The sequence below is a fragment of the Paenibacillus sp. Marseille-P2973 genome, from assembly GCF_018101095.1.
Taxonomy (GTDB): Bacteria; Bacillota; Bacilli; order Paenibacillales; family Paenibacillaceae; genus Fontibacillus; species Fontibacillus vini.
Window position 1 is genome coordinate 681,572 of sequence record NZ_JAGQEH010000001.1, and the last position, 25,691, is coordinate 707,262.

Below are 25,691 nucleotides of genomic sequence, written 5' to 3' on the forward strand. Positions count from 1 at the left end.
GTATATTATTTATTCTCTTACAAAGTGCCGAGCTTTACGGGGTTTCTTGCGAAGCGGCGCTTTCAAGCAGCACGGAAGCTTTGGCTGCCGGAGCGGGCTCCGCTGCAGGGGGCGAAATTTTACCTTTCGTTAAACCCTTGATAAGCTGATCCAGTTCGATGCCCGAAACGTTCTTGAGCATTTCCGGAGCGGTCGCCATCAGCTCTGTCACATAATTGCTGACCCGGGCGGCCCCTTCTCCTTTTCCGGTATCGACTACCGTCAACTTGTCGATCGATGAGATCGGAGTCGCGATTTTGCCGGCCAGTTCAGGCAGCATTTTCACGACGATATCGAGGATAGCCGCCTCGCCGAATTTCTGGAAGGCTTCGGCCAACTTTTCCTTCGCTTCCGCCTCCGCAAGACCCCGAAGCCGGATGATTTCCGCATCCGCCGTACCTTTGGCCCGCTCGGCATCCGCAATCGCAAGACCCTCGAGCCTTTTTTGCTCGGCGGAAGCTTTAGCCTGGGTTTCAATAGAGTACTGCACGGCGTCGGCTTCCCGCATTTTCCGCGCTTTATCCGCTTCAGCCGCCTGCTCCACCGCATACCGGTCAGCATCGGCTTTCTTCTTCACTTCCGCATCGTATTGCTTTTGACGAACCATAATCTCTTTATCCTGCAAATCGATTTCGCGCTCTTTGCGGACCAGTTCGACCTTCATCTGTTCCTCGACCATCGTTTGCTTAGCCCGCGCCTCCTGAATATGGTAAGCCTGATCGGCTTCCGCTTTGGCGGTGTCCTGTTCCTTCTTAAAGGAGGCTACCTTCAGTTCCTTCTCCTTGGAGGCTTCCGCGATATTCGTATCCCGCAAAAGTTCCGCCTTCTGTCCAGATTCCTCGGCCAGCGCTTTCTGAATCCGCGAATCCCTCAGAGCTTCCGCTTCGGCAATTTCAGCGTCCCGCTTGACCGCCGCAATTCGCGGTTTCCCGAGCGCCTCCAGATAACCATGCTTGTCGCGCACATCCTTAATCGTGAAGGAGACGATTTGCAGCCCCATTTTTTTAAGATCCCGTGCCGCAACACCTTGAACCTCTTGGGCAAACTTGTCACGGTTCCGGTATACCTCCTCTACCGTCATGGAACCGAGAATGGAACGCAGGTGGCCTTCCAGCACTTCCTGTGCTTCGCCTTTCAGTGATTCAATCGGCTTGCCCATGAATTGTTCGGCCGCAGTCGCCACGTCTTCCACCGAGCTGCCCACTTTTATGATCGCAACGCCATCCGCAGAAACGGGAACTCCTTGTTCGGTATATACCTCGGGTGTCATAACGTCCAGTTTGTGTGACAGCAAGGACATGAATTCGGCCTTCTGGAATATCGGCCAGATAAAGGCGCCGCCCCCGCGGACGATCTTGATCTTCCGTCCGGATTCATCATCGGAAATGTTACGGCTTCCCAGGAAGGATCCCGTTACGATCATCGCTTCATCCGGACTTACGGTTTTATAGCGCGTCCAAAACGCCAGACCCAGCACAATAATGACGGCAATGACAACAATAGGGATAAGCAAGAAATCAGGTACTGCTTCAAACAATTACACCAGCTCCTTTTTTTGTTCGGTTTCGTACAGCTCGGATACATGAACGACGCCATCCTTGGAATCCACGATCACAACCAGTGCTCCGGCGGGAATATTCCGCCGATCCCAACTGGCGGCCGTGTGTAACGTATTGCCAGCAACGAATTTGACCATAACCTCCCCAAAACCTTTGGAGGGAATTGGTACGGTCACTTCACCGAGCTTACCGGGAAGTTCGGTACTGGAATACCCGATTGAATTCTCGCTGTTCTCCATCGGCTTCACATAAGCAAAATAGATCAGCACTGAAAAACTAAGCGCGATCAAAACCGCCAGAGTAACAACACCGAAATTACCGATTCGGGTATAGCGGGTTAGCAAAATACCCGCACCTCCAAACGTGGTAATCGCGGAGGCCGTCACGACCGGCTTCAAGAAGTCCACCGAGAACACGTCAAATACCCCTTCCAGCCAGCTTCCGACAACATCTCCTAAAATGGCGCTGATTAACGCAAAGAGTGCGCCGCCTGCAAAACAGCTCCAGAACAAAACCTCCAAACCGTCCCCCCCTTTCTGCTCAAACCTTAACTCTTTATAATTGTTACGTTATTACTTCTGCATTGTTTCAATAATTTCCCTGCTTTGGACAGAAAAAAACCTCTCTTTTCACCAAAAGAGAGGTTTTATGACGAATAAGGCTTATACAAAAAGGTTGGATGAAGCAATCTCTTATAAAGAGCTTTGGTAAATTTCCATAACGTCCTGCTTATTAAGCAGTGCGAAATTGCCGAAGGATCCGAAACGAACCGCCTTGTCGGCCATGATCTCCAAGTTGCTGCCATCGATCTCATAATCAGCCAACCGGCTCGGCGCACCAATGGAATTCCAGAACGCGCGAAGGGCTTCAATCCCCTCCTCGGCAACAGCCTGATCGCTCTTGCCTTCCGGATTCACGTCAAACACGTTGATAGCCAAGCGTTTAAACCGGGCAATGTCATGATGCATGACATGCTTCATCCAGTTCGGGAACAGGATGGCGAGCCCGCCGCCATGCGGAATATCGTATACCGCGGACACCGCATGCTCGATGTTATGGGTGGCCCAGTCTCCCGACAATCCCATATTCAAAACGCCATTCAAGGCCATCGTTCCACAATAGAGAATCGTTTCGCGATATTCCGTGTTTTCCAGGTCTTCAATCAGTTTAGGGGCCGTTTCAATCACCGTACGAAGTACGGTTTCACAGAACCCGTCCTGGACAGGAGTGTTGGTGTCCTTATGAAAATAATGCTCAAACACATGCGACATGATATCGACCATACCGTATACGGTTTGATCTTTCGGCAAGGATACCGTATTTTCCGGCTCGAGAATCGAAAACGCAGGGTAAGCGAATTTACTGCCCCAGCCCAGCTTCTCCTTAGTCACTTCATTGGAAATAACCGAGTTCCCGTTCATTTCCGAACCGGTTGCCGCCATGGTCAGCACCGTACCCATTGGAAGCGCGTCTTTCGGCGCAGCCTTCCGTTCAGGGAAGTCCCACATATCGCCGTCATACTTGGCCCCGACAGCAATCGCCTTCGAACAGTCAAGCACGCTTCCGCCCCCGACGGCAAGCACCAGTTCGATGCCCTTCGTTTTACACAGCTCCACGCCGCGATGCACGGTGGACAATCGCGGATTCGGCTCCACACCGGACAGCTCGGTTACTTCCGCTCCGATTTCTTTCAGAATTGCTGTCACTTTGTCGTACAGCCCGCTGTGCTTAATGCTTCCGCCTCCATAGACCAACAATACCTTGCTTCCATGGCGGGGAACCTCTTGTTTTAATGCCTGCAATTGATCTTTGCCGAAAATCAGCTTAGTCGGATTATGAAATTGAAAACGATCCATGTTTCGTTCCCTCCTGATCGTGAAATAAGATGAACATGCCATCTTTGATTATACTGCCATTCAAGACGTGAAAACAAACGCCACGCCGGAACTATTAAGGCTTAAGTGGGAAATCTAATGTGTTTAGTGAGATTTAGGCGTTTAAGCCAATTAGGCGTTTATTGCGAATTAGATGAGTTAGATGATTAAGGTAGGTTTGGTGGGTTTGGCATTAATGAGATTTAGATGAAATTAGCGGTTTAGGCGGTTTAAGCAGTTTAGGCGATATAGCTTATTGTGTCACTGCACCCTCATTGGATTTTTTCCAACGAAATCTCCGATTTAGGTCAAAAATTCAGACGCGATTGGATTTTTTCCAATGACGAGAGTCTGTAAAATAATTTGTGTAAACTCCCAATTCTACTAAAATGGAAAGTAATAGAAAGGTTGGGGGAACACATGGGACTTTGGACAAAAGAGCAATTACGAGCTTTCATTAAGGAGAACAAACTGGTAACGGCTCAAGATGCACAGAACGCTTTGAAAGAGTTGTTTGCAGAGACCATTCAAGAGATGTTGGAGGCAGAACTCGATACACATCTTGGATATGAGAAGCATGAAGTTAAAGCCAAAGTAACACCCAATAGCCGGAATGGCAAGAGTAAAAAGACAGTGGTTAGCGAGTACGGTGAGCAAGAAATCATGGTCCCTCGGGATCGTTTGGGTGAGTTTGAGCCCTTGGTTATACAGAAACATCAGAAGAATGTGACCGGAATCGAAGATCAGATTATAGCTCTTTACGCTAAAGGTGTCAGCACTCGGGAGATTCAGGATCATCTCCAAAATCTGTACGGAATCGAAGTCTCGCCTACACTCATATCCAATGTTACGAACAAAATCGTACCTCTCATCAAGGAATGGCAAAATCGGCCACTTCAAGGTGTCTACGCGGTCATATACATGGACGCGATTCATTTTAAAGTGAAACAGGACGGAGCTATTGTAAATAAAGCTGCATACATGGTGATCGGAATTGATCTGGATGGGAATAAGGATGTGCTGGGTATGTGGATTGGCGAGAACGAATCCAGCAAGTTCTGGCTCAGCGTACTCAATGACCTTCGAAATCGAGGGGTCCAAGATATCCTTATTATCTGTGTGGACAACCTAAGTGGCTTCTCTGAAGCGATTGCAGCTTGCTATCCAAAGACCGAAATCCAAAAGTGTATCATTCACCAGATCCGTAATTCCACTCGCTACGTATCGTACAAAGATCTTAAGAAAGTCACCGCTGACTTGAAGCCGATTTACAAAGCAGCCACGGAAGAAGGCGCCCTGCTTGAACTGGATCGGTTCGAGGAAGTTTGGGGCACCAAGTATCCGCTCATTGTTCGCTCTTGGAGAAACAACTGGGGAGAGCTCTCAACGTTTTTCAAATACCCGCCGGAGATCCGCAAACTCATCTATACTACCAACATGATTGAAAGCTACCACCGGCAGCTTCGTAAAGTGACCAAAGGAAAAAGCATTTTCCCTACCGATGAAGCCTTGCTTAAAATGCTCTACCTAGCCACAATGGATGTTACTCGTAAATGGACAGGTCGTGTCCAAAATTGGGGGCAAATGCTACTCCAGCTATCCGTCTTCTTTCCGGATCGCATCAGTAACTATTTACGTTAGAAACGCCAAATCCCCCTCGGGGGATTTGCTTGACAATGAGTTTACACAAAAATCTTGACAGACCCAATGACGAGGCTGAAAAACACCCCAAATCCTCATTAAATCTGTTCTAATCACTTTTCTCATTGGATTTTCTCCAACCAAATCTGATTTTCAACAGATATTAGACTATATGATTGGATTTTATCTAATCGCGCACAGACTGGTAGGCGCATACCACAACACTTAACACTAACCAACTCCCTCACTACTCACTACTCACTACTCACTACTCACTAACTCACTACTCACTAACTCACTACTCACTAACTCACTACTCACTCCACAAACCAAATACCACATAGCACATAGCACATAGCACATAGCACATAGCACATAGCACATAGCACATAGCACATTCAACCTACCTCACTCCACATCCAAACTCCACATACCACCTACCATTTACCATCTACTTCATTCCACACTATCTACTTTAACAACTTAACTTCAACTCTTTCGCTCCATTAGCCACTACTAGGAAATATCGGGTTAGATCAGGGCAAGTTAGTTGGAAAAATCCAATTAAAACGGCTAGTATACGCGACTCTTCGCTGTTTCATTGGATATTTCCAATGAACATTCCTACAAATCGCTCAAAATGGCTCAAACAGAAGTTTTCTAATGGAAATATCCAATCAAACTATTTCAGCCTGCTTTTGTTGCATCTTCTCATTGGAAAAATCCAATGAGGCTCCTCTCCGCTTCGCTGCTACCGTCCGGTTGTGCTTTACCATACTGCGCAATCCGCAGGCCACCTGCCTCGTGTAAGGCCAACGCTAAGCCAACTTTAGGCCAACTTTACTTCAAAAAAAAAGCCGTCCCCCTTAGGAGGACAGCTCTTGATAACCCGCGGCGGCGACAAAGCGGCGGAACGCTTCGCGTCCGGCTTCGTCTACTTTAAAGACACCCGCGTGGCCTAAAATCTCCGCAAACTTGCGGCCTACTTCTTCTTTGAGCAGCGCATCGGCCTGCTCGCGCTCTAGCGTCATGCCGTGGCGAGACACCAGCTCCTTAATCCAATCGGCGTGAACCGCCAACGGGCTGTCGCCGGCCGGATCCGAAACGGTCCGCTCGTACAAAGCAGCGTCGCCGCTCAAAATACCCGCAATATCGGCCAGTTCCTGTTTCAGACGGCCCGGCAAAATCGCGAGGCCCATCACTTCGATCAAGCCGATATTTTCTTTTTTGATATGGTGCATTTCCCGGTGAGGGTGGAAGATTCCTTCGGGATGCTGCTCATTCGTGCGATTGTTGCGCAGTACAATATCGAATTCATATCCGCCGTCCGCGCTCCGCCGGACGATCGGCGTAACCGTGTTATGCGGCACAGGTTCACCGGAACCACCTTCGGTATTTTCGCTAAAGGCAAGCACTTCTGCATCAGAGTCGCTGTAGGCTTTCCATTGTTCATACAGATCGTTCGCTGCCTCCAGTAAAACTTCAGGATCCTGTCCCTTAAGCCGCAGCACCGACATTGGCCAGTGCACCATGCTCGCCGTTACTCCGCCAAATTCCGGATGGCTGAACACCGCTTCGATCGGCGCCTTCTCCAGCGGGAAGGTGTGACGTCCACCCTGGAAATGGTCATGCGTCAGAATGGAGCCGCCCACGATCGGCAAGTCCGCGTTGGACCCGATAAAGTAGTGCGGGAACCGCCCGGTAAAATCAAGCAGCCGCTTCAGAGTCAACTTGGTCAGCTTCATTGGCACATGATCATGGTGGAATACGATGCAATGCTCATTGTAATACACGTAAGGCGAGTATTGGAAAAACCATGGTTCCTCGTTCAGCTCGAGCGGAATGACGCGCAGATTTTGCCGGGCCGGATGGTTGATCCGCCCTGCGTAACCCACATTTTCCCGGCAGAGCTGGCACTTCGGATAAACCGGCGGCGGAAGCAGCTTCGCCATCGCGATTTCCTTCGGATTTTTTTCCGGCTTGGAGAGGTTAATCGTGATCTCCATATCACCGAAGGACGTCGGCTGGTTCCAATATATATTTTGTGCAACCCGCTCCATCCGGATATAGTTGCTGTCCACGGACAGCTTATAGAATTCGTCCGTAGCCGCCTGAATGCCGCCATTCTCTGCCGTTTGACGGAATTTAGCAATTGTTTCCGAAGGACGCGGCATTAAAAGTCCCATGATACGGGCGTCCAGCAAATCACGGAAAGTATCCGTATTTTCCGGAATCAGTCCGATTTCAACGCCATAGTCGATCAATACGTTTAGCGGTCCCTGTGGTCCGGTCAATACTTCCTCTCCGACTTCGCCTGCAAACGGCTCGTCAAATCCGAACAATTCCAGCAGCCGGTTCCGTGAATAATCGAGGTCCCACCAGTCGATCAACCCTTGCTGCAAAGCATAGTGAGTCAGCCGTTCTATAGCATACTGCGCTTCTTGTCTGTTTTGGTTAGCTTCAGCTTCCACTATTCTTCACTCCTTAGTTGTCACCGTAGCCGTCAGGATGATTGAGATGCCATTCCCAGGCGCTGCGGATAATATCGTCCAATTTGTTACGGGTAGGTTCCCAGCCGAGCACGGTTCTCGCTTTATCCGAAGAGGCGATCAAAATGGCAGGGTCGCCTTCCCGCCGCGGGCTAAGAACAACCGGGAAGTCGCGGCCTGTCACTTCTTTGACTTTGGCAATAACCTCTTTGACCGAGAAGCCTTGACCGTTTCCAAGATTGAACACGTTGCTGTCTCCGCCGCCGATCAAATAGTCAACCGCACGCATATGGGCATCGGCCAAATCGCCGACATGGATATAGTCGCGGACGCAAGTTCCGTCAGGCGTATTGTAGTCGTCACCGAACACCTTGATCGAATCACGTTGACCCAGCGCCGTTTGCAGGATCAGCGGAATCAAGTGACTTTCCGGATTGTGATCTTCGCCGATCCGCCCGCTCTCGTGAGCTCCTGCAGCATTAAAGTAACGGAGAGCTACGTATTTGATACCCAGCACCTTATCGAACCAAGACATCATCCGTTCCATCATCAGCTTGGTTTCCCCATACACATTAGTAGGCTGCGTAGGATCGGTCTCTTCAATCGGCACCTTATCCGGTTCGCCGTAGGTCGCCGCCGTGGAGGAGAAGACGATTTTCCGCACATTCGCGGCATCCATCGCTTCAAGCAGGCAGAGTGTTCCGTAAACGTTGTTGTCGTAGTATTTCACCGGATTTTGCATGCTTTCTCCGACCAGGGAGTTAGCGGCAAAATGAATTACGGCTTCAATCTCATTCTCGGCGAACAGTTTGGCGAGCAGCTCTTTGTCACGCAAATCCCCTTCATACAGCTTCCCGCCAAGCAGCGCCCCTCTATGCCCGGATTGCAGATTGTCGATAACTACAACTTCCTTGCCTTTGTCCAGCAGTTCCGCTACCGTATGGGAACCGATATATCCGGCTCCGCCAGTCACTAAAATCGCCATGTTCAGTTATCCCCTTTCACTTCATGGACTCCATTGCCGACGCCGCATACATAAAACTCGCCTTCCAGACCGGTACGTTCCTTATAAGCCGAGCCTACTTCGGATACAAAGCGGTCTACTGCATCTTCATGAACAAGGGATACCGTGCAGCCGCCAAATCCGGCTCCGGTCATCCGCGCGCCAAGCGTACCTTCAATCTTGCGTGCTTCCTCCACCATCACATCCAGCTCCATGCAGCTTACTTCATACAGATCGCGCAGGGAGTCGTGAGAGGCGTTCATCAGCGCACCAAAGGCAGTCAGGTCGTTTGCGCTCAGCGCATCTACCGATTTCAATACGCGGGCGTTTTCTTCCACCACATGGGCCGCGCGCCGGAGCAGCACTTCATCCGTGAACTTCCCTTTCATTTGTTCAAAACGTTCCGGCGACAGGTGAGCCAAATACTGAATCTGAGGTTCTTCCTCCTGAACGATGCGGAGAGCAGCGTCACACTGTTCCCGGCGCTCGTTATATTTGGAGTCCACCAGCCCTCTGCGCTTGTTCGTGTTGCCGATGACCAGCTTGTACGCTCCCGTCTTGAACGGCACCAATTTATACTCCAGCGTATCGCACATGAGCAGAATCGCATGATCCTGGGCCCCGTTCGATACGGCGAATTGGTCCATAATTCCGCTGTTTACGCCTACATAGAGGTTCTCCGCTTTTTGCGAAAGGACCGCGATTTCGACTTTATCCGTAGGTTGCCCTTCCATGGACAGCAGCGCGAAGGCAGTTACTACTTCAATGGAAGCCGAAGAGGAAAGGCCCGCCCCGTTCGGAATTTCACCATGGAACAGCAGATCATAACCGCTCGTGAGGGTAACGCTCTTTTTGCCAAGCTCCACGATTACGCCTACCGGATAATCAACCCACTCTTCCGTTTTGGCTTTGCCCAATTCATCCAGTTCGATTTCAGCAGTATAAGGCAAATTGGTTGATGCAAATGTAACTTTCTTATCGTTCCGTTTCCGGACGGCAACCGTGGTTCCGAATTCCAGAGCGGCCGGCAGCACATAACCGCCGTTGTAATCGATATGCTCGCCGATCAGATTGACCCGGCCCGGAGCATTGAAGATCCTTACGGTTTCTTCGCTCCCTCCGCAACGTGATATAAACAATTGTTCCATTTCCTGTTTTTTCATTTTACGTACACCCCATCTTCATGGAATCTTAAGTTCTACACTTAGTATAAAAAACAGCCTTGTTTTTGATAATGCATCTATGCGAGAATTATATGGATAAATGTGACCATCCTGCAGAAAGGAAGGCTCTCTTATGATTCATGAAACTTATAGCGCGGCTGCCAATCCGGAAATTAATGAGGTTAGCGACCTGCATGTGCTGTTTGCCGGGGAAAGCCAGACCCAGGCCGATCACCGTCTCGGCCCTAAAGTCTATGATTACTTTCTTCTTCATTTTGTTGAGGAAGGCAAAGGCAGCTTTCAAACCGAATTCGCCCATTACGATCTCAGTGAAGGCGATTGTTTCCTGATCCAGCCGGACCAGCTTGTCAGCTACGCTTCCGATACGGTCGCTCCTTGGCGTTACCGGTGGATTGCCTTTAATGGAGACAAAGCGCACCAACTCATCTCCCGGGCGGGCTTCACGCCCCATCTTCCGGTGTTCCAACCCGGCCCTGACAGCCGGATTCCCGGACTGCTGGAGACGGTCCTTCAAGCTTTTCGCAGTAAAAAGCCCAGCTCTCATCTGGCTTCGCTCGGATACCTGCATCTTATCATGGCAGATGCGGAGGAGACGCTTGTAAGGGAGTCCGCGCTTCCGGCGGGCGAGACAGGTGTGCAGCGTATCGTTAAACAAATGATCCACTACATGTCCAGCCAGTATGCGCATCCTTTATCGATTGAACAGATGTGTTCGAGCCTTGGGTATAACCGGGCCTATTTGTCCAGAATTTTCAAAAAAGAAACCGGGCTTACGCCCGTCACCTACCTGCTGAAGCTGAGAATCGACAAATCGCGTCAGTTGCTCCGCGAGCGGCCTGAATTGTCTATCGAGCAAATCGCTGCTTCCGTCGGCTTGGCGGACGCCTTGTATTTCTCCCGCCAATTCCGCCGATTCCACGGCGAGTCCCCCAGCGCGTACCGGAAAAACGCGTCAGGGCAGCCTCATCTAAAAAACACCCCTATCCATCCATGATGCCGGATAATAGGGGTGTGTCCCTTAATGCGCTTAATTATTGATGATCTCCATTCGTATTCAAAATCGTTTCGATGCGGGCCAGTTCCTCTTCGCTGAAGTCCAGCTTGCTGAGCGCCTGCACATTCTCCTCGATCTGACTGACACGGCTGGCACCGATCAGGGCGGAGGTCACTCTGCCGCCGCGCAGCACCCAAGCGAGCGCGAATTGTGCCAGACTTTGGCCGCGGGCCGCAGCCATTTGGTTCAACGCCCGGACTTTCCGCAGCGTTTCCGGCGTGATCTGTTCTTCTTTCAGAAACCCTGTGCCGCTCTTGGCCCGGGAATCGTCCGGAATGCCGTTCAGGTATTTGTTTGTGAGCAAGCCTTGAGCGAGAGGGCAGAAAGCAATGCTGCCTACACCGTTTTCTTCCAATACGTCCTGCAATCCGTTCTCGATCCAGCGTTCAAGCATGGAATAGCTTGGCTGATGAATGAGCAGCGGGGTCCCCAATTCTTTCAGGATAGCAACAGCCTCGGCGGTCTGTTCCGCAGAGTAGCTGGAAATCCCCACATACAGCGCTTTTCCCGAGCGCACGATATGATCCAGAGCCATCATGGTTTCCTCCAGCGGAGTCTCCGGATCGGGGCGATGCGAATAGAAAATATCCACATAATCAAGGCCCATCCGCTTCAGGCTTTGGTCCAGACTGGAGACCAGGTACTTGCGGGACCCCCATTCTCCGTATGGTCCAGGCCACATATAATAACCGGCTTTGGTGGAAACCACCATTTCATCCCGGTAAGGAGCGAAGTCTTTCTTTAAAACCTGTCCAAACATTTCTTCGGCCGAACCCGCAGGGGGCCCGTAATTATTAGCCAGGTCAAAATGAGTGATTCCAAGATCAAACGCACGCCGTAACATTTCACGTCCGTTTTCGAAGGTATCCACACCTCCGAAGTTATGCCACAATCCGAGCGAAATGGCCGGCAGCTTCAAGCCGGAACGTCCTACACGGTTATATTTCATAGTTTCATAGCGATCATCGCTGGCGGTATAGACCATCTTGTTTCCCAACCTTCCTGATGTGAAATGCCTTCGCAAAATATAATAGCTCGTTCAAATGCCTTTGGCAAGAAACCGTTTTCTTGCTTCTTATTTAAACAATTCGACTACTTAGAGCCCGCGAAGCTTCTCTCCGACGTCCTTCATCACATTCCCGATCGGATCCTTGATGTGAAGATCGGCTCTGTGATCGAAGGCCGTGCTGGAAGCATTGAGCAGAACGGTCCGTTCTCCCCGGAAATAGGTGATGAAGGATGCGGCAGGCTGAACTGTGAGCGAGGTTCCGCCGATCAACAGCAAGTCCGCTTCCGCTATGGACTTGACCGTCTCCCCGATGACCCGCTCGTCCAGGCTTTCTTCGTACAATACGACATCGGGCTTCACGACCCCGCCGCACGCTTTGCAGTGAGGAACAACCTCCGGACTACCCATCACCTCGTCCAAGCTATGGAAGCGGCCGCAGTCCATGCAAGAGTTGCGGTGTATCGAGCCATGAAGCTCCAGGACGTTCTTGCTGCCCGCCATTTGGTGCAGACCGTCTATATTTTGCGTCACGACGGCCTGGAGCTTGCCTTCCTTCTCCAAATCGGCCAGCAGGAAATGACTCGGATTCGGCCTTGCTTCCGGATGAATCATCTTTGTTTTGTAGAAATCAAAGAATACTTCCGGATGACGATCAAAGAAACTCCGGCTTAATATTTCCTCAGGGGAGTAAGGCGATTCCTTTTCCATTTGATAGATCCCTGCGGCGGAACGAAAATCGGGTATCCCGCTCTCCGTAGAGACGCCTGCTCCCCCAAAGAATACAATCCGCTTGCTTGCCTGAATCCATTCCGCCAAAATATCACTTTTCGACTGCGATATCCCTGCCATCGTATAAGTCCTCCTTCCGGCCCCTTTTATGGGGTCGCCTTCAACTCCGTATAATCGGTAATAATTTTGTCAGCATCAAGCAGATAGCTGGCTCCATCGCCGTCCGGCGCGATTCCGAGCCTCAGTGCCGCACCGGCCCGCACCCCCATCGCCATATCCGCATTGCTGTCTCCGATCACCACGCACTCCTCCGGGGTAATCCCCAGCTCGCGCATGGCCAAATAAGCCATCTCCGGATCAGGTTTCCCTTTAATCACCCTGTCCCGGCCGACCACGCTATCGAAATATTCCAGGATGCCGAGCCATTCCAGATGCTTCAAAGCCTCGGGTGTCGTGTCGGAAGTAACTACCCCGAGTCGTATTCCCGCAATGCGGCAGGAATCCAGGAAGCCGCCCAAACCAGGCATCGGGTGGGCGCTCTTCCGTTTTTCAACTTCTACCATTGCCGAAGCGCTGAATTGGCGGACTTGAACTACAGCTTCGTTCCATGGTACTCCGGCATTATAAAGCTGCCAGGCCAAGATCGCGGTGACTTCTTCTTCCGTCCCCATCGCAAGCGGGCCGGTTCTGTCATATCCTGCGGCACGTCCTGCCTTATCGTAATGTAAGCCCATCAGCCCTGTCGCAGAGACCGGCAACTTAGCTCCCAATACCGCAAGATGACCTTCCAGCAGCTTGGTCAGCGTCTCCGCCCAACCTCCCCAAAGCTCCATAAAATCGAGCAGGGTTCCGTCTTTATCGAACAAAATCCCCCGGCACGGAACCGGATGATCCCCGATATGTACAACTGGCACTCAAGCACCTCCAAGCATCGCCTAAAATCCTGAATTTTCTATATAGTATCCTCATTGTACCCCGTGCATAGCAAAGAGACAAAACCGCAATGGAGCAGGTTTCATCAGTTGGTCACAACTAAGACATCTGAGAGCGTTTTCTATTGTGATAATAATCACAAGGTTTCCCTTTCAAAGAGAGTATTTTTAAACAAGAGAACAATAATTCAAATTTTTAATATTCCAGCTGTTGCTCTGCTATTGCTTTACGGGTAGCGAAAGCTGCATGGGAAGGGGCTTAACGTCATGTCGGCAACACATTTAAATCAACGGGGTGAGACTTTTTTCCTCAACCTGCGCTTTCTGCTCATCGTATGCGTCTTTATCGGCAATGCGATAGAACCGCTAATTAGCCGGATGGATGGAATTCATTCGCTCTATATGTGGATTTTCACTTTTCATATGCCTCTGTTCGTATTTGTAACCGGGTATTTTGCCAAATCCAGCCTCACCGGGGAAGCCGGCCGCAAAGTACTGCTTCAGATCGGCATGCAGTATATTATTTTTCAAACCTTGTACTCCGTGCTTGATATAACCGTATTTCAAGTAAAAAATATTCACCATTCGTTCTTTGCACCCTACCTGCTTCTTTGGTTCCTGGCCAGCCATTTCTGCTGGCGTTTGGTCCTGCTTTCCTTACGCAAGTGTTCGCCGCTTCAACAGATTGCCATCTCGGTCCTTCTGGGCGTACTGGTCGGCTATCTGCAATTGGACGGAACCTGGCTCAGCTTTTCCCGGACCTTTGTGTTCCTCCCGTTCTTCATAGCGGGCTATCACTTTTCTTTTGCCGCTTTGGAGAAATTCCTTACACGTAAGGTTAGAGTCACCGGAATGATGCTGTCGGCAGGACTGTTCCTTGTGCTTTACCTGGGAGGCGGCAATCTGATTCCCGGCTGGTTATATGGAAACATGACTTATATGCAGCTCGATCATCACGAATGGTATGCCGGATTAATCCGACTGTCTTTGTACCTATTGCAGCTGTTTGCCGGGGCCATCTTCCTTTCCTTTGTTCCGGCAAAAGAGAGTCGGCTGACGGATTTCGGACGCAGAACGCTGTACGTCTTTTTACTTCACGGCTTGATTATCCGTCTGGCGGCGGCTTCTCCGCTCTATGACTATATTCATACGGGAGCGGCCACCCTCGGTCTGATTGCCGGAGCTGTGATCCTGACCGTATTGCTCAGCCAGCCGGCTGTCCGTAAATGGACCTCCCCGGCGATTGAACCGCCGGTTCAATGGGTAGTAGAATTGGAGCGTAGAGCTCTCGGACAATTCAATCATTAACAAATTTTGATATAAAATACACAAAAAGGACCATATAGGTCCTTTTTGCTTTTTTGCTTTTTATTTCGAATATTGGTTTCAAACTAACTGACCGTGGTAAATAAAGCATACGGAAGACAAAAACGACCTAAGGAGTTGATAAGCATGGCACGGAGCAAGGGTAAAATGAGCCGTGAGGAAGCAGGCCGTTTAGGAGGACAAGCCACCTCCAAAAACCACGGTAAGGAATTTTATCAGGAGATCGGCCAAAAGGGCGGAGAAGCAACCTCCCGCAACCATGACAAGGAATTCTACCAAGAGATTGGCCAAAAGGGCGGAGAAGCCACTTCGGAGAAGCATGACAAGGAGTTTTACCGCGAGATTGGCCGAAAAGGCGGAGAAGCCCGCAATAATAACAACAAATAATGGAAGCCGTGGTTATTTACCCGGTTTCCTTGCAGAAGAAGCTCCGGTAGCACCGGGGTTTCTTTTTTTCGTTGCTAGAAAAACCGGAATACATATGATAGACTTTAAAGAAAACCTTTAGCGGTGTAAAGTTCCAAAATCAATATATTCTTTTAGTGGGGTGAATCATCATGGCAGCAAAAAAAATGCGTTCAGACATGATCAAAAAAGGCTTCGACCGCGCTCCTCACCGCAGCTTACTGCGGGCCGCAGGCGTGAAGGAAGAAGATTTCGGCAAACCGTTTATCGCGGTGTGCAACTCGTATATCGATATCGTGCCAGGACACGTACATCTGCAGGAGTTCGGCAAAATCGTCAAAGAAGCAATTCGCGAAGCCGGCGGCGTACCGTTTGAGTTCAACACGATCGGTGTGGACGACGGAATCGCCATGGGCCACATCGGAATGCGTTATTCCCTGCCGAGCCGGGAAATTATCGCCGACTCCCTGGAAACCGTCGTTTCCGCACACTGGTTCGACGGCATGGTCTGCATCCCGAACTGCGACAAAATCACGCCGGGAATGATGATGGGCGCACTTCGCGTCAACATTCCGACCGTGTTTGTCAGCGGCGGACCGATGAAGGCCGGCGTAGACAGCAAAGGCCGCAAGCTTTCGCTTACTTCCGTATTTGAAGGCGTAGGCGCCCATCAAGCGGGACAAATCAGCGATGATGATCTGCTCGAGCTTGAACAATTCGGTTGTCCTACTTGCGGCTCCTGTTCCGGTATGTTCACGGCTAACTCCATGAACTGTCTGGCGGAAGCATTGGGCTTGGCTATGCCGGGTAACGGAACGATCCTGGCGGTGGCTGAAGAACGCCGCGATTTCGTAAGACAATCCGCACGTCAGTTGATGGAATTGATCAAGCTGGACCTCAAGCCGCGCGACATCGTAACCCAGGAATCGATCGACAACGCGTTTGCACTCGACATGGCTATGGGCGGCTCCACAAATACGGTGCTGCACACACTCGCCTTGGCGCAGGAAGCGGGGATCGATTATCCGCTGGAGCGCATTAATGAAGTAGCAAACCGCGTACCTCATATCGCCAAGCTTGCACCGGCCTCCGATCTTTTCATCGAGGACGTTCACCGCGCCGGCGGCGTAAGCGCCGTGCTGCATGAGCTGCTCAAGAAGCCGGGAGCCATTTATGGAGACCGCATCACCGTAACAGGCAAAACGATCGCCGAAAACGTGGAAGGCTGCGAGATTCTGGATCATAGCGTCATCCATCCGATCGATAAGCCGCATTCGGAAAAAGGCGGCTTGGCCATTCTGTACGGTAACCTGGCTCCGGAAGGTTCCGTCATCAAAGTCGGCGCCGTAGATCCTTCGGTCGGCGGCTATCATAAAGGCCCTGCCATCTGCTTCGATTCCCAGGAGCAAGCGCTTGAAGGCATCGCAAACGGCAAGGTGAAGGAAGGCAGCGTAGTGGTCATCCGCTATGAAGGACCAAAAGGCGGACCGGGTATGCCGGAAATGCTGGCTCCTACTTCCCAAATCGTCGGTATGGGCCTTGGAGCCAAAGTCGGCCTCATCACAGACGGACGCTTCTCCGGCGCTTCCCGCGGCATCAGCATCGGACATATTTCTCCGGAAGCAGCTGAAGGCGGACCGATCGCCTTTGTCGAAGATGGTGACATCATCGAATTGGATCTGAACAACCGGAAGATCGAACTGCATGTCGATGACGAAGAAATGGCACGCCGCCGCGCCAACTGGAAAGGCTTCGAGCCAAAAGTTAAAACCGGCTACCTTGCCCGTTATTCCAAGCTCGTTACTAACGCTAGCTCCGGCGGCGTATTGAAGATCTAATATTCATTTGATAATCAACATACATGAAGAAACCGTCCGGGCAGTTGCCGGACGGTTTCTTTTTTGTATCATGGATTTAAAAGTGCTATGGGCATGGAATCGTCGCGCTTAAAACCGCTTCTTCTTCCACTACTTCATTTTCCTGTTTCCCGGCCATCTTCCGATGAGAACCGTCTGTCAAATACTGTGTGACGAGATAATCCACAGGCATTACGATCAGCTTGGGAATCATATGCTCGGCGGACTGTTTTAACCGGGAGCCTCCATCCGGATGAATGACTCGAAGCAAAAATTTCAAGTACCATTGCGATGACTTGGCAAACCAGCCTTTCGGAAGATCGGTCACCGTAAAGCCGAACTGTTCAGGTCCGCGGTTAATCATGCTTACGCCGTACAGCGCTTTGACCTCATGCAATTCGTGATGGTCCACCACGATCTTTGCCAGCTTCGGCAATTCCTTCTCCATGCTGCGAACCATTTTGATGGCCAGCTGTACGGGAGACTTGGAGCGCGTACCTATTTCAAACAGCTTTTTATTGTCAAAATGCAGTTCCATGACCTTGTCTCCGCCGCGAAGCATGTTTCCTCCGATCATTTCAACAGGGTCCCCGTGATAAGGCCGGATTCGAAAATGCAAGAACGGATCTTCCTTGTTGGCCGTTTGAAGCTGGAACAACAGGTGGAATATTTTTTCCCAAAGCAACCACAAAAAAACAACGCATCGTTTGGCCCACGACAACCGCTTGGGACCGACCGGTGTAACCTTCCCGTCAGAACTCGCCAGATTCTTATTCCGCTTCACCGATTCGCTTGTCCGAATCAATTCATCTACCCGAATGCTTCTCAGATTTCTCTTCTCAGCCTCTTGCAGAATCCGGTCCAAAGCGATCAGCATTTCGCCCGGTGCGCCGCTGTTGGCTCCCAGCGTAGATCCGCAATCATGCAGCAGGAATACTTCTCCGCCCCGAAGCTTCTTCATCATCCGCTCGGTCAGGCGATCTGAGCCGATCCGTTCGCGCCAGTCACTGAACATCGCTGACCAGAGCACAATTTGCGTATTATCCCGCTTCGCGAAATCAAACAGGTTCACAATGCCCCATGGCGGACGATAGTAATTCGTTTTGAGCCCTGTTACTTCCTGAATGATGTTGCTTGTTTTCTGTATCTGTTTCTTGACGGCCGCAGGTCCCATCAGCCAGTTTGTCTTATGCACATAATTATGACTTCCGATCAAATGGCCTTCCTCATGCATCCGTTTAATCAAATCGGGATGTTTCTCCGCATTGGAACCGACAACGAAGAAGGTTGCCTTGGCATCATAACGCTTCAGCAAATCCAGCAATTTAGGGGTATAAACAGGATCTGGACCATCGTCAAAAGTAAGTGCAAATGTATCATCGCTCACCCCGCGTCTGAACACCCGAAAGCCAAATATGCGTGTAATCAGTCCAGGTATGAACGCATATAGCGATGAAATATAGAATAACCACAGCAGCAAAGTCTCCATGTCGCTTCTTCCCCACTTTTCTATGATCAATGACTTTGTCATGCCCTAAAGCATAGCATCCCCACTATTTTATCATACACAGCACGTGAGTAGGGTCATTTTTTTGGAAAAGAGTCTGGATGTTTTGCCAGGTCCGGCGCGACTATGATCCCTGTTCGGCCAGCATATCCATCGTTCTGCGGAACAAAACGGCAGCCTGATGTTCGGAACCGGTCGGACGATTTTGAACCAGTACGGCAACCGCATATTTCGGATTGGAAACGGGTCCGTACCCGATGAACCATTGATGGTTCATCGCCTTTCCGCCCTTTTTCGTCTGGGCGGTACCCGATTTGCCTGCCAGCGGCCACTTCGCTTGTGCTAAAGTGCGACCGGTTCCATCCGTGACGACCAGTCTCATCCACTCCCGCAGCAATCGGGCGGTCCGTGCAGATATTTGCCCTTGGTTCCCTCGGATGGTATGAACGGGAAAGTTGGCCATGACGGATTCATCCCTGTATCGAATTTGAGTGACTAAGCGGGGAGAGGTCACCTGACCGTCATGCAGCAGCGTAACTACCAGATTAGCCGCTTGGAGCGGCGTTACGGTAACATCGCGCTGACCAAGGGCGGTCTGAGCCAGTGCGCCTCCATCGACGACTCCGGCCGGGTTGAACACAGTCCCCTTCTCTTCCTGATCAAGCTGATGCAAATCATCTCCGCCCATAAAATGCGATTCATTCCATCCCACCTTCTGGTTCAAGCCCAGTTTGGCTGCTCCCCGGGCAACACTGTCTGCAGATAGACGCTCCCCCAAAGTAGCGAATACCACATTACAGGACCGGGCAAATCCCTGCTCCAGCGTAATGTGTCCGTGCCCTTCCTTTTTCCAACACGATAATCCGTATTTGCCGTAATGTCCGGAACAATGAAAAACTTCCCCAGGATGAGTCAAGCCTTCTTCGAGGGCCGCCGCAGCAATTACCGTTTTAAATATCGAGCCTGGAGCCGCGGCCTTCACAGCCCTGTTGCTCCAATTTCCTTCCTCCAAGTCGATATGGACCGGGTCAAAAAAGGGACGGGACACCATAGAGACAATATCGCCTTGTTTAGCGTCCAGCACGACAACGGCTCCTTCGCGCACATCCATTTGTTCAACGATCCATTCCAGCCTTTCTTGAATGCCGTTGTCGACGGTCGTCCGTACTTGAACCGGGTAATAGCGATTTGACGCCCCTTCCGCCCGAGTTCCGATTCCTGGCAAGGGGCGCTTTTTCCCGTCAACCGAATAATAGGCGCGCGTTCCTCCGGTTCCCCGCAAAAAGCGATCCAGCGTTCTTTCCAACCCCGAGGCGCCTACCTGCATAGTCAAAGGGAATAAGCGCGGGTTACCGATTTTCTTTATCGTGTCGGGTCGCTGAGCGACATATCCAAGCCATTGCTTTCCGGTTGTCCCACCTGGATACCGATCCATGAAGGGCAGCACTTCAAATCCATCGGTAGCTGCCACGGCCCAAGTCTCTACATACTCCGTTTTCTTATCTTGGCCACCTCGATCCCAGTGTTGAGGTACCTTCAAGCTGCTCCAGAGGGTTTTCAGTTCGTCCGAAGTTGTCCCGAGCCGATTAGCAAGAATATTCAGATGTTCCTTGTCCGGCAGCTCCGAGACCGGGAACAGAGTAGGTCTCCAACGGGTAAAGCCGGTCAGCGGTTGCCCGTTTCGATCCACGAATTGCCCGCGGCCCGGATCCAGAAGTATGCCTTCCTCACGCTGTCTGACTGCCAGTTCATTCATGGTTCTTCCCGATGCGGTTAAAGGTATATATGCTGAGGTCCACTGAATCCATGCTAATCTTGCCGCGAATAACACAGTAACCAAAGTGAAAGCCATTAAAATATAGAATATGCGTTTCTTGCGCAGTAATGACATCCCTTCCGCCCCCAACTTCTTTTATCCCATTATTTCCTGGGAAAAGCGGGTTCACACATCCGGCAATCTTGCCATCATCGCATTCTTAAGTCCAACTTGTGTAGATAACGACAAATAGAACCGCCGTGGCAGGACACCAAGGCGGTTCTAGGTAAATTATCTCTATTGTGTTATACCGTAAATTTGGACAAGGATTCTTTTAATCCGTTGGATACATTCTCAAGCTTATTTGACAACTGAACCAGTTGTTCTCCGACGGTCTGCTGCTCACTGCTGAGCGAGGCAACCTGTTCGGAAGTAGCCGAGGATTGTTGAGCAACGGCGCTGACATTTCCCATCGCCTCCGAGAGGACATTTTGAGAAGAGTTCAGCTCATCAATAGAAGACGTAACTGTGTCCAAATGGCGGATAAATCCACCCATTTGCTCTTGAACGGAAACGAAGATTTGGCTGGTTTCCTTAACGGAGCTGATCTGTTCCTGGAACAGCGGGCTCGCATCCGACAAAGCTTGAACCGTTTCATTCATCTCCTGTTGAATGTTGTCCGTAATTTGTCCGACCATCGTAATCGATTGCCGCGACTGATCAGCGAGCTGGCGGATTTCATCGGCGACCACCATAAATCCACGCCCAGCTGCACCGGCACGGGCAGCTTCAATTGTAGCGTTCAGAGACAGAATGTTGGTTTGCTGAGTAATGTTCTGCATGACGTCCAATACCTTCAGAACCGAATTCGTGCTTGCTTTCAGCGAATCGACTTTATCGGTCAAAGCGTTGATCATTTCAACGGTCATATTCGTTTTTGCCAGCAGCCCGTTCAAATATTCGGTACCCAATTGACTCGACTTCTCGACCTGGTGGGCAGAGTCTTCCATCTCTTTGTTAGCATGGATAACCCGCTCCATTTGCCGGGAAATATTCTCCGTCAGCGTGTTGCCGCGTTCAGCTTCGTTTGCAAGGCTTGTCGCACCGTTAGCTATCTCCTCTGTCGCAACTGCGATTTCCTTCGCCGAAAGCGCCGTTTTATTGGACGCATGAGTCAACTCGGAAGCCGTATCGAGTACGTCCTTAGCGGAGTTGTTCGTTTGTTTTACCAGTTCGGTGATATGCTCCATCATAAGGTTAAAGCTGCCGGTCAACTGACCGATTTCATCCTTGGCCTTCGTTTCCATACGCACGTTCAGGTTACCACGCGCGCCTTCTTCCATAAGGTTTCTCAAATTACCCAGCGGATGTGCAATCATGCGGACCATCCACATCGCAATAAGAATCGTGATGAGAGCTACTACGGCTGCAGAAATATATGTAGTCAGCAAAATACCGTTAGCATCCTTGACAAGTTCTGCGGTTGCAACCGTACCTACCAGCTTCCATCCTGACGTTTCCTGCGTATTGTAAACCGCGAGTACCGATTTGCCTTCCGAATTTTTAGTGAAAATGCTGTTGGTTGGGCCTTCGGCTTTACTCATGTCTATCCCCGTAGGTTTGCCCTCTTCGCCGTCTATCGAAGAACCGACTACCACATTATCCGGAGTCAACATTTGAATTTCGGAGCCCTTCCCGAGGTTCAATTCTTTTAAGTATTCATTCAGCACTTCCAGATTAATATCCGCTATGAGAACAAATCGTTTCATGCTGCTTACGCTTTGAACGGATCTTACAAGCCGGAATACGGAGGATCCTGAATTTTTCTCTTCCGGAACGTTCATCCACATAACTTTCGAGGTTTTGGCGACCTCATCAAACCAAGGTTGCGTACGTACCGATTCCAAGAACGTCAAGTTCGTGTTTCCGGAAATTACGTCATCTACGATATTGTCCGGAGAGATCATATAGACCGAAAGGATCCCCTTCGTATTGAAGGTCAGGCCATTCAGCCGCGTTCTCATTTTGTTGGTTACCGTAAAACGGTCATAATCCGAAATGTTGGATAGCGAAGCATCCATAATCGCAGATTGCATTTCGTCATCCAGGAACATTTGCTGAAGATTTTCTTCATACTTTTTAAGCACAATATCCAGTTTTTGTGAAGTTTGAACAATAGTTTGCAAGTTTGCGCTTTCAGCATTTTTCTGAATTGTGCCTTTAGCCATTTGGTAGGAAATAATACCAATCGTTAAAACGAAAAACATAATAGCAACAAAAAAGATTAAAAATAATCGGACACCAACCGATTTGCTGGGATTCATTTGGTTGGGGAGCATATTACTTAAAGATGATGCAGTTTTGTCCTTCAATCCCATGACAAAGGATTTCTTCCCACCTTCTTTTGCTGCCCCCAAGCCTTTTTTCTTGGTTTCCTTGTTGTTGCTCTCTTGGTTCTCCCTCTTCGGAACCAGACCCATTTCAATCACCCACCGCTCATAATAGTCGTCGCACCCTCAAATTAGGTTTGAGGTCATGCCTTTAATACCTGAAATTTCTTTCCATATACCTTACATCATTCGACATTAATTGACGACTTCCTCTTTAATATCGGCAGATTGCAGGGTTGAATTTAAATTTTTAGGTTAAAAAATTCAGCGAAACTCAAAAAAGGGCCTTTCGTCCTAAGCGAGCTTTTTGTGCAAACGTTTCTCCTAGTAAAGTCCCAAGAAAGCTGGGAAATTCAACCACTATCGCAGGACATCCCTTCTGTCTGAATCTTCTCGAATGGATGATTTTTCAAACTGAATTTATACATTTTCATATTAAAACAAAAACCCCTGCCAAGTTTTTGACTTGGTCAGGGGTGCTATTAACGGAGTCCTATTTCTTTTTGCGCATCATATCGAAGTAGGAAACAGGCTGGTCAACTTTGATTTTTACTTTTTGCAGCGGATGACGCGCCGCGTCCAGTTCATTGCCTTCTTCGTCCCAAATCTGTTCAACGACCTGTTTGAAGAATGTGCCGCCCGGTCCGAAGAACTCCACTACCTGTCCCGGTTTGAAATGGTTGCGTTGCTGGATAACCGCCATGCCGGTAGCCTCGTCATATTCCATGACCAGACCGGCAAAATCATAAGGAGCCGCTTTTTCCTCGGGCTCGTAAATGTGATCCTCATGATCCGGGGTATCATAGAAAAATCCGGTGTTCAACGGCCGGTTTGCCGCCTTGTTAATCTCCTCGACCCATTCGGGCTTCAAGACATAGTTGTCCGGGTCGGCCATATAGGAGTCAATCGCTTGCCGGTAAACATTGACCACAGTTGCGACATAGTGAATCGATTTCATTCGGCCTTCTATTTTGAAGCTGTCCACGCCTACATCAATCAAATCGGGAACATGTTCGATCATGCAAAGATCTTTGGAGCCCATAGTAAAAGCATTATCCTGTTCCTCAAACAACGGCAGTTGGGTCACGCCGAGTTGGAATTGTTGCAGCACCGGATCTCCCATAGCTTCCTCTTCCGAAATCCAGGCTGTCTCAGGACGGCTGTCCTCGAACAAATCGTACTTCCAGCGGCAAGACTGGCAGCAGCCGCCCCGGTTGGAGTCGCGGTCCGTAAAATGGTTGGACAGCACGCAGCGTCCGGAATAAGAGGAACACATCGCGCCATGGATGAATGCTTCGATTTCAACGTCGACATGTTTTTTGATCTCTTCGATTTCTTCAAGACTCGTCTCCCGGCCCAGAACTACCCGCGGCAAGCCTTCCTCTTTCCAAAACTTCACGGCCTGCCAATTTACCGTCGATTGCTGGGTGCTGAGATGGACTTCCAGTCCCGGTACCGCCCGGCGGGCAGTGTCGACGATGATCGGGTCCGCAACGATGACGGCGGAAATTCCCGCCTCATATAAATTGCGCAGGTATTCCTCGATCCCGTCCAGGTCCTCATTATGAGCATAGATATTGGTTGCTACGAATACTTTGGCGCCGTACTTTTTGGCAAACTCGACCCCTTCGCGCATTTCCTCAAAACTGAAGTTGTCGGCATTGGAACGAAGGCCGTATTTTTGTCCTCCGATATATACAGCATCCGCCCCGTAATGAATCGCAAATTTCAGTTTTTCGAGGTTCCCCGCTGGAGCGAGCAGCTCCGGTTTCTCTAACCGGTGCCGCTTCCCCGTATACTTCGGGCTGTGTTTCTCCGCTGTTTGCATCTTCGTTCACCTCTTAATGTTTATAAAAAGCATGCTACGCACGCCGTTTGATCTTCCGATCGCTGTTGCTGCCCGAATTATTTGATTTTATTAAATCAGACAAGGTAATAATTCGGCAGCAAAGGCGAACACTATTGTTTTTCCAGATTCAAACGTCCCGCTCCGCACAGATCAATTAATATACCTGTTCCTTGTAGAAGAAGCCGAAAGAGAGCTCACGCTCGGGATCCTGAACCCGGCGGATGCTTTCCATCCATTCCTCGTCAAACTCGTAATTCTCCGGGTCCTGAAAATAGGTATCGATCGCTTGGCGATAGATCCGGATCACCGTTTCGTTGTATGCGGACGGCTTGAACAAGGTTTCGATTTTAAAGCTGTCTACCCCCGAAGCCATCAGCAGATGGAGGTCTTCCAAAATGCAAATATCATCGGAACTCATAATATGAGTCCCGTTTTCATCTTCGTAAATCGGGAACTTCTCATCAGGGCGTTCCGCTTCGACCAGGAATAAGCCGCGATCTTTGTCCAGGCTTCCGCCATCGACCGGCCGACCCTGATGCGTCATATAACTGTGAACCAGGCGCCGCTTGGAATGATAAATATTGGTCATCCCGTGAACTTGTACTTCCGAGTCAATGTTCAGCTCAGGCTGCATCTCTGTAATCTCGTCCATATTCAATTCGCGGGCGAGTACGACACGGCTCGCTCCTTTGGTACCCCAATAATTCGCTGTGGAATAATTCGTCGAAGTCATCTCGGCGTTCCAGTGAAGCGAAATTTGCGGGGCGATTTCCCGGACAGTCTGAAGTACGGCCGGATCGCCGAATTGAATTCCGTCGATGCCCGCCTTCGAGAGCTCGGTTACATAATGCCGAAGTTCTTCCAATTGTTCATTATGAAGCAGCTTATTGATACTAACGTAGACCTTGGCCTCACGCTCATGCGCGTATGCGACAGCCTCAGCAATGTCCGTCAATGCAAAATCGCCCGGCAAACGCATACCGTATTTCGCTTCTCCGATCAATACCGCATCTGCTCCCGCCGCGAGATAAGTCTCCAGTTCCTTCAAGGATCCGGCGGGAACGAGCAGTTCCGGTTTGTTACCCATGT

The 25,691-nt window shown here is 50.1% G+C and carries 20 protein-coding genes; 5 read left to right on the top strand and 15 right to left on the bottom strand.

The features are described from left to right. Positions 1-34 precede the first annotated feature (34 nt). The 3 genes from KB559_RS02975 to KB559_RS02985 all read right to left on the bottom strand — a co-directional run bounded on the left by KB559_RS02975 (position 35) and on the right by KB559_RS02985 (position 3,454). A complete protein-coding gene (locus KB559_RS02975; RefSeq protein WP_211020081.1) occupies positions 35-1,576 on the bottom strand; it encodes a flotillin family protein in 1,542 nt (513 codons plus the stop codon). Continuing rightward, positions 1,577-2,119, bottom strand: a complete 543-nt coding sequence (locus KB559_RS02980; RefSeq protein ID WP_211020082.1) for an NfeD family membrane protein — start codon at positions 2,117-2,119, stop codon at positions 1,577-1,579. Positions 2,120-2,290: 171 nt separating this feature from the next. Then, complete coding sequence (locus tag KB559_RS02985) at positions 2,291-3,454, bottom strand: iron-containing alcohol dehydrogenase (protein ID WP_211020083.1); 1,164 nt, start codon at positions 3,452-3,454, stop codon at positions 2,291-2,293. A 438-nt stretch (positions 3,455-3,892) separates the two neighbouring features. Between KB559_RS02985 and KB559_RS02990 the strand changes: the two genes are divergently transcribed. Further along, a complete protein-coding gene (locus tag KB559_RS02990; RefSeq protein ID WP_211020084.1) occupies positions 3,893-5,113 on the top strand; it encodes an IS256 family transposase in 1,221 nt (406 codons plus the stop codon). A gap of 866 nt (positions 5,114-5,979) precedes the next feature. On the opposite strand, the gene KB559_RS02995 is transcribed toward KB559_RS02990, so the two are convergent. Genes KB559_RS02995 through KB559_RS03005 form a run of 3 tightly spaced genes read right to left on the bottom strand, consistent with a single transcriptional unit; the run spans position 5,980 to position 9,753 of the window. Then, positions 5,980-7,584 carry a UDP-glucose--hexose-1-phosphate uridylyltransferase gene (locus KB559_RS02995; protein WP_348772878.1) on the bottom strand — a complete coding sequence of 535 codons (1,605 nt, stop codon included), beginning with the start codon at positions 7,582-7,584 and terminating at the stop codon, positions 5,980-5,982. A gap of 13 nt (positions 7,585-7,597) precedes the next feature. Next, positions 7,598-8,587, bottom strand: coding sequence for a UDP-glucose 4-epimerase GalE (gene galE, locus KB559_RS03000; protein ID WP_211020085.1), 990 nt, complete (start codon positions 8,585-8,587; stop codon positions 7,598-7,600). A 2-nt stretch (positions 8,588-8,589) separates the two neighbouring features. Continuing rightward, complete coding sequence (locus KB559_RS03005) at positions 8,590-9,753, bottom strand: galactokinase (RefSeq protein WP_481856416.1); 1,164 nt, start codon at positions 9,751-9,753, stop codon at positions 8,590-8,592. A 148-nt stretch (positions 9,754-9,901) separates the two neighbouring features. Between KB559_RS03005 and KB559_RS03010 the strand changes: the two genes are divergently transcribed. Then, entirely contained in the window at positions 9,902-10,783 is an 882-nt protein-coding gene (locus KB559_RS03010) for an AraC family transcriptional regulator (protein WP_211020087.1), read from the top strand. A 37-nt stretch (positions 10,784-10,820) separates the two neighbouring features. On the opposite strand, the gene mgrA is transcribed toward KB559_RS03010, so the two are convergent. The 3 genes from mgrA to KB559_RS03025 form a co-directional block, all read right to left on the bottom strand. Beyond that, positions 10,821-11,828 carry an L-glyceraldehyde 3-phosphate reductase gene (gene mgrA / locus KB559_RS03015; RefSeq protein WP_211020262.1) on the bottom strand — a complete coding sequence of 336 codons (1,008 nt, stop codon included), beginning with the start codon at positions 11,826-11,828 and terminating at the stop codon, positions 10,821-10,823. Positions 11,829-11,939: 111 nt separating this feature from the next. Then, positions 11,940-12,701, bottom strand: a complete 762-nt coding sequence (locus KB559_RS03020; protein ID WP_211020088.1) for an NAD-dependent protein deacylase — start codon at positions 12,699-12,701, stop codon at positions 11,940-11,942. A gap of 26 nt (positions 12,702-12,727) precedes the next feature. Further along, positions 12,728-13,495: an HAD family hydrolase gene (locus tag KB559_RS03025; protein ID WP_211020089.1), complete on the bottom strand. Its 768-nt coding sequence runs from the start codon at positions 13,493-13,495 to the stop codon at positions 12,728-12,730. A 285-nt stretch (positions 13,496-13,780) separates the two neighbouring features. On the opposite strand from KB559_RS03025, the gene KB559_RS03030 reads away from it, so the two are divergent. The 3 genes from KB559_RS03030 to ilvD all read left to right on the top strand — a co-directional run bounded on the left by KB559_RS03030 (position 13,781) and on the right by ilvD (position 17,082). Beyond that, positions 13,781-14,821 carry an acyltransferase family protein gene (locus tag KB559_RS03030; protein WP_211020090.1) on the top strand — a complete coding sequence of 347 codons (1,041 nt, stop codon included), beginning with the start codon at positions 13,781-13,783 and terminating at the stop codon, positions 14,819-14,821. A gap of 144 nt (positions 14,822-14,965) precedes the next feature. Continuing rightward, entirely contained in the window at positions 14,966-15,226 is a 261-nt protein-coding gene (locus KB559_RS03035; RefSeq protein WP_211020091.1) for a KGG domain-containing protein, read from the top strand. 170 nt (positions 15,227-15,396) lie between these two features. After that, complete coding sequence (gene ilvD / locus KB559_RS03040; protein WP_211020092.1) at positions 15,397-17,082, top strand: dihydroxy-acid dehydratase; 1,686 nt, start codon at positions 15,397-15,399, stop codon at positions 17,080-17,082. A gap of 85 nt (positions 17,083-17,167) precedes the next feature. Here the strand turns inward: ilvD and KB559_RS03045 are convergent, their stop codons facing one another. From KB559_RS03045 to KB559_RS03065, 6 genes are all read right to left on the bottom strand, one after another. Beyond that, entirely contained in the window at positions 17,168-18,589 is a 1,422-nt protein-coding gene (locus KB559_RS03045; RefSeq protein WP_211020264.1) for a polysaccharide deacetylase family protein, read from the bottom strand. 142 nt (positions 18,590-18,731) lie between these two features. Then, positions 18,732-20,363, bottom strand: a complete 1,632-nt coding sequence (locus KB559_RS03050; RefSeq protein ID WP_247681508.1) for a peptidoglycan D,D-transpeptidase FtsI family protein — start codon at positions 20,361-20,363, stop codon at positions 18,732-18,734. Continuing rightward, positions 20,356-20,553, bottom strand: coding sequence for a hypothetical protein (locus KB559_RS25030; RefSeq protein ID WP_247681509.1), 198 nt, complete (start codon positions 20,551-20,553; stop codon positions 20,356-20,358). The genes KB559_RS03050 and KB559_RS25030 overlap by 8 nt, the downstream gene beginning before the upstream one ends. Positions 20,554-20,668: 115 nt before the next feature. Further along, positions 20,669-22,843, bottom strand: coding sequence for a methyl-accepting chemotaxis protein (locus tag KB559_RS03055; RefSeq protein ID WP_211020094.1), 2,175 nt, complete (start codon positions 22,841-22,843; stop codon positions 20,669-20,671). A 403-nt stretch (positions 22,844-23,246) separates the two neighbouring features. Continuing rightward, positions 23,247-24,581 carry a peptidase U32 family protein gene (locus tag KB559_RS03060; RefSeq protein WP_211020095.1) on the bottom strand — a complete coding sequence of 445 codons (1,335 nt, stop codon included), beginning with the start codon at positions 24,579-24,581 and terminating at the stop codon, positions 23,247-23,249. A 175-nt stretch (positions 24,582-24,756) separates the two neighbouring features. After that, positions 24,757-25,689, bottom strand: a complete 933-nt coding sequence (locus tag KB559_RS03065) for a peptidase U32 family protein (protein ID WP_211020096.1) — start codon at positions 25,687-25,689, stop codon at positions 24,757-24,759. Between the last annotated feature and the right edge of the window lie 2 nt (positions 25,690-25,691).

Bases quoted from the DNA above. Each gene is read 5' to 3' on its own strand.
- KB559_RS02985 (WP_211020083.1), bottom strand. From the start codon at position 3,454: ATGGATCGTTTTCAATTTCATAATCCGACTAAGCTGATTTTCGGCAAA.
- KB559_RS02990 (WP_211020084.1), top strand. From the start codon at position 3,893: ATGGGACTTTGGACAAAAGAGCAATTACGAGCTTTCATTAAGGAGAAC.
- galE (WP_211020085.1), bottom strand. From the start codon at position 8,587: ATGGCGATTTTAGTGACTGGCGGAGCCGGATATATCGGTTCCCATACG.
- KB559_RS03005 (WP_481856416.1), bottom strand. From the start codon at position 9,753: ATGGAACAATTGTTTATATCACGTTGCGGAGGGAGCGAAGAAACCGTA.
- KB559_RS03010 (WP_211020087.1), top strand. From the start codon at position 9,902: ATGATTCATGAAACTTATAGCGCGGCTGCCAATCCGGAAATTAATGAG.
- mgrA (WP_211020262.1), bottom strand. From the start codon at position 11,828: ATGGTCTATACCGCCAGCGATGATCGCTATGAAACTATGAAATATAAC.
- KB559_RS03020 (WP_211020088.1), bottom strand. From the start codon at position 12,701: ATGGCAGGGATATCGCAGTCGAAAAGTGATATTTTGGCGGAATGGATT.
- KB559_RS03030 (WP_211020090.1), top strand. From the start codon at position 13,781: ATGTCGGCAACACATTTAAATCAACGGGGTGAGACTTTTTTCCTCAAC.
- KB559_RS03035 (WP_211020091.1), top strand. From the start codon at position 14,966: ATGGCACGGAGCAAGGGTAAAATGAGCCGTGAGGAAGCAGGCCGTTTA.
- ilvD (WP_211020092.1), top strand. From the start codon at position 15,397: ATGGCAGCAAAAAAAATGCGTTCAGACATGATCAAAAAAGGCTTCGAC.
- KB559_RS03045 (WP_211020264.1), bottom strand. From the start codon at position 18,589: ATGGAGACTTTGCTGCTGTGGTTATTCTATATTTCATCGCTATATGCG.
- KB559_RS03050 (WP_247681508.1), bottom strand. From the start codon at position 20,363: ATGAATGAACTGGCAGTCAGACAGCGTGAGGAAGGCATACTTCTGGAT.
- KB559_RS03055 (WP_211020094.1), bottom strand. From the start codon at position 22,843: ATGGGTCTGGTTCCGAAGAGGGAGAACCAAGAGAGCAACAACAAGGAA.
- KB559_RS03060 (WP_211020095.1), bottom strand. From the start codon at position 24,581: ATGCAAACAGCGGAGAAACACAGCCCGAAGTATACGGGGAAGCGGCAC.
- KB559_RS03065 (WP_211020096.1), bottom strand. From the start codon at position 25,689: ATGGGTAACAAACCGGAACTGCTCGTTCCCGCCGGATCCTTGAAGGAA.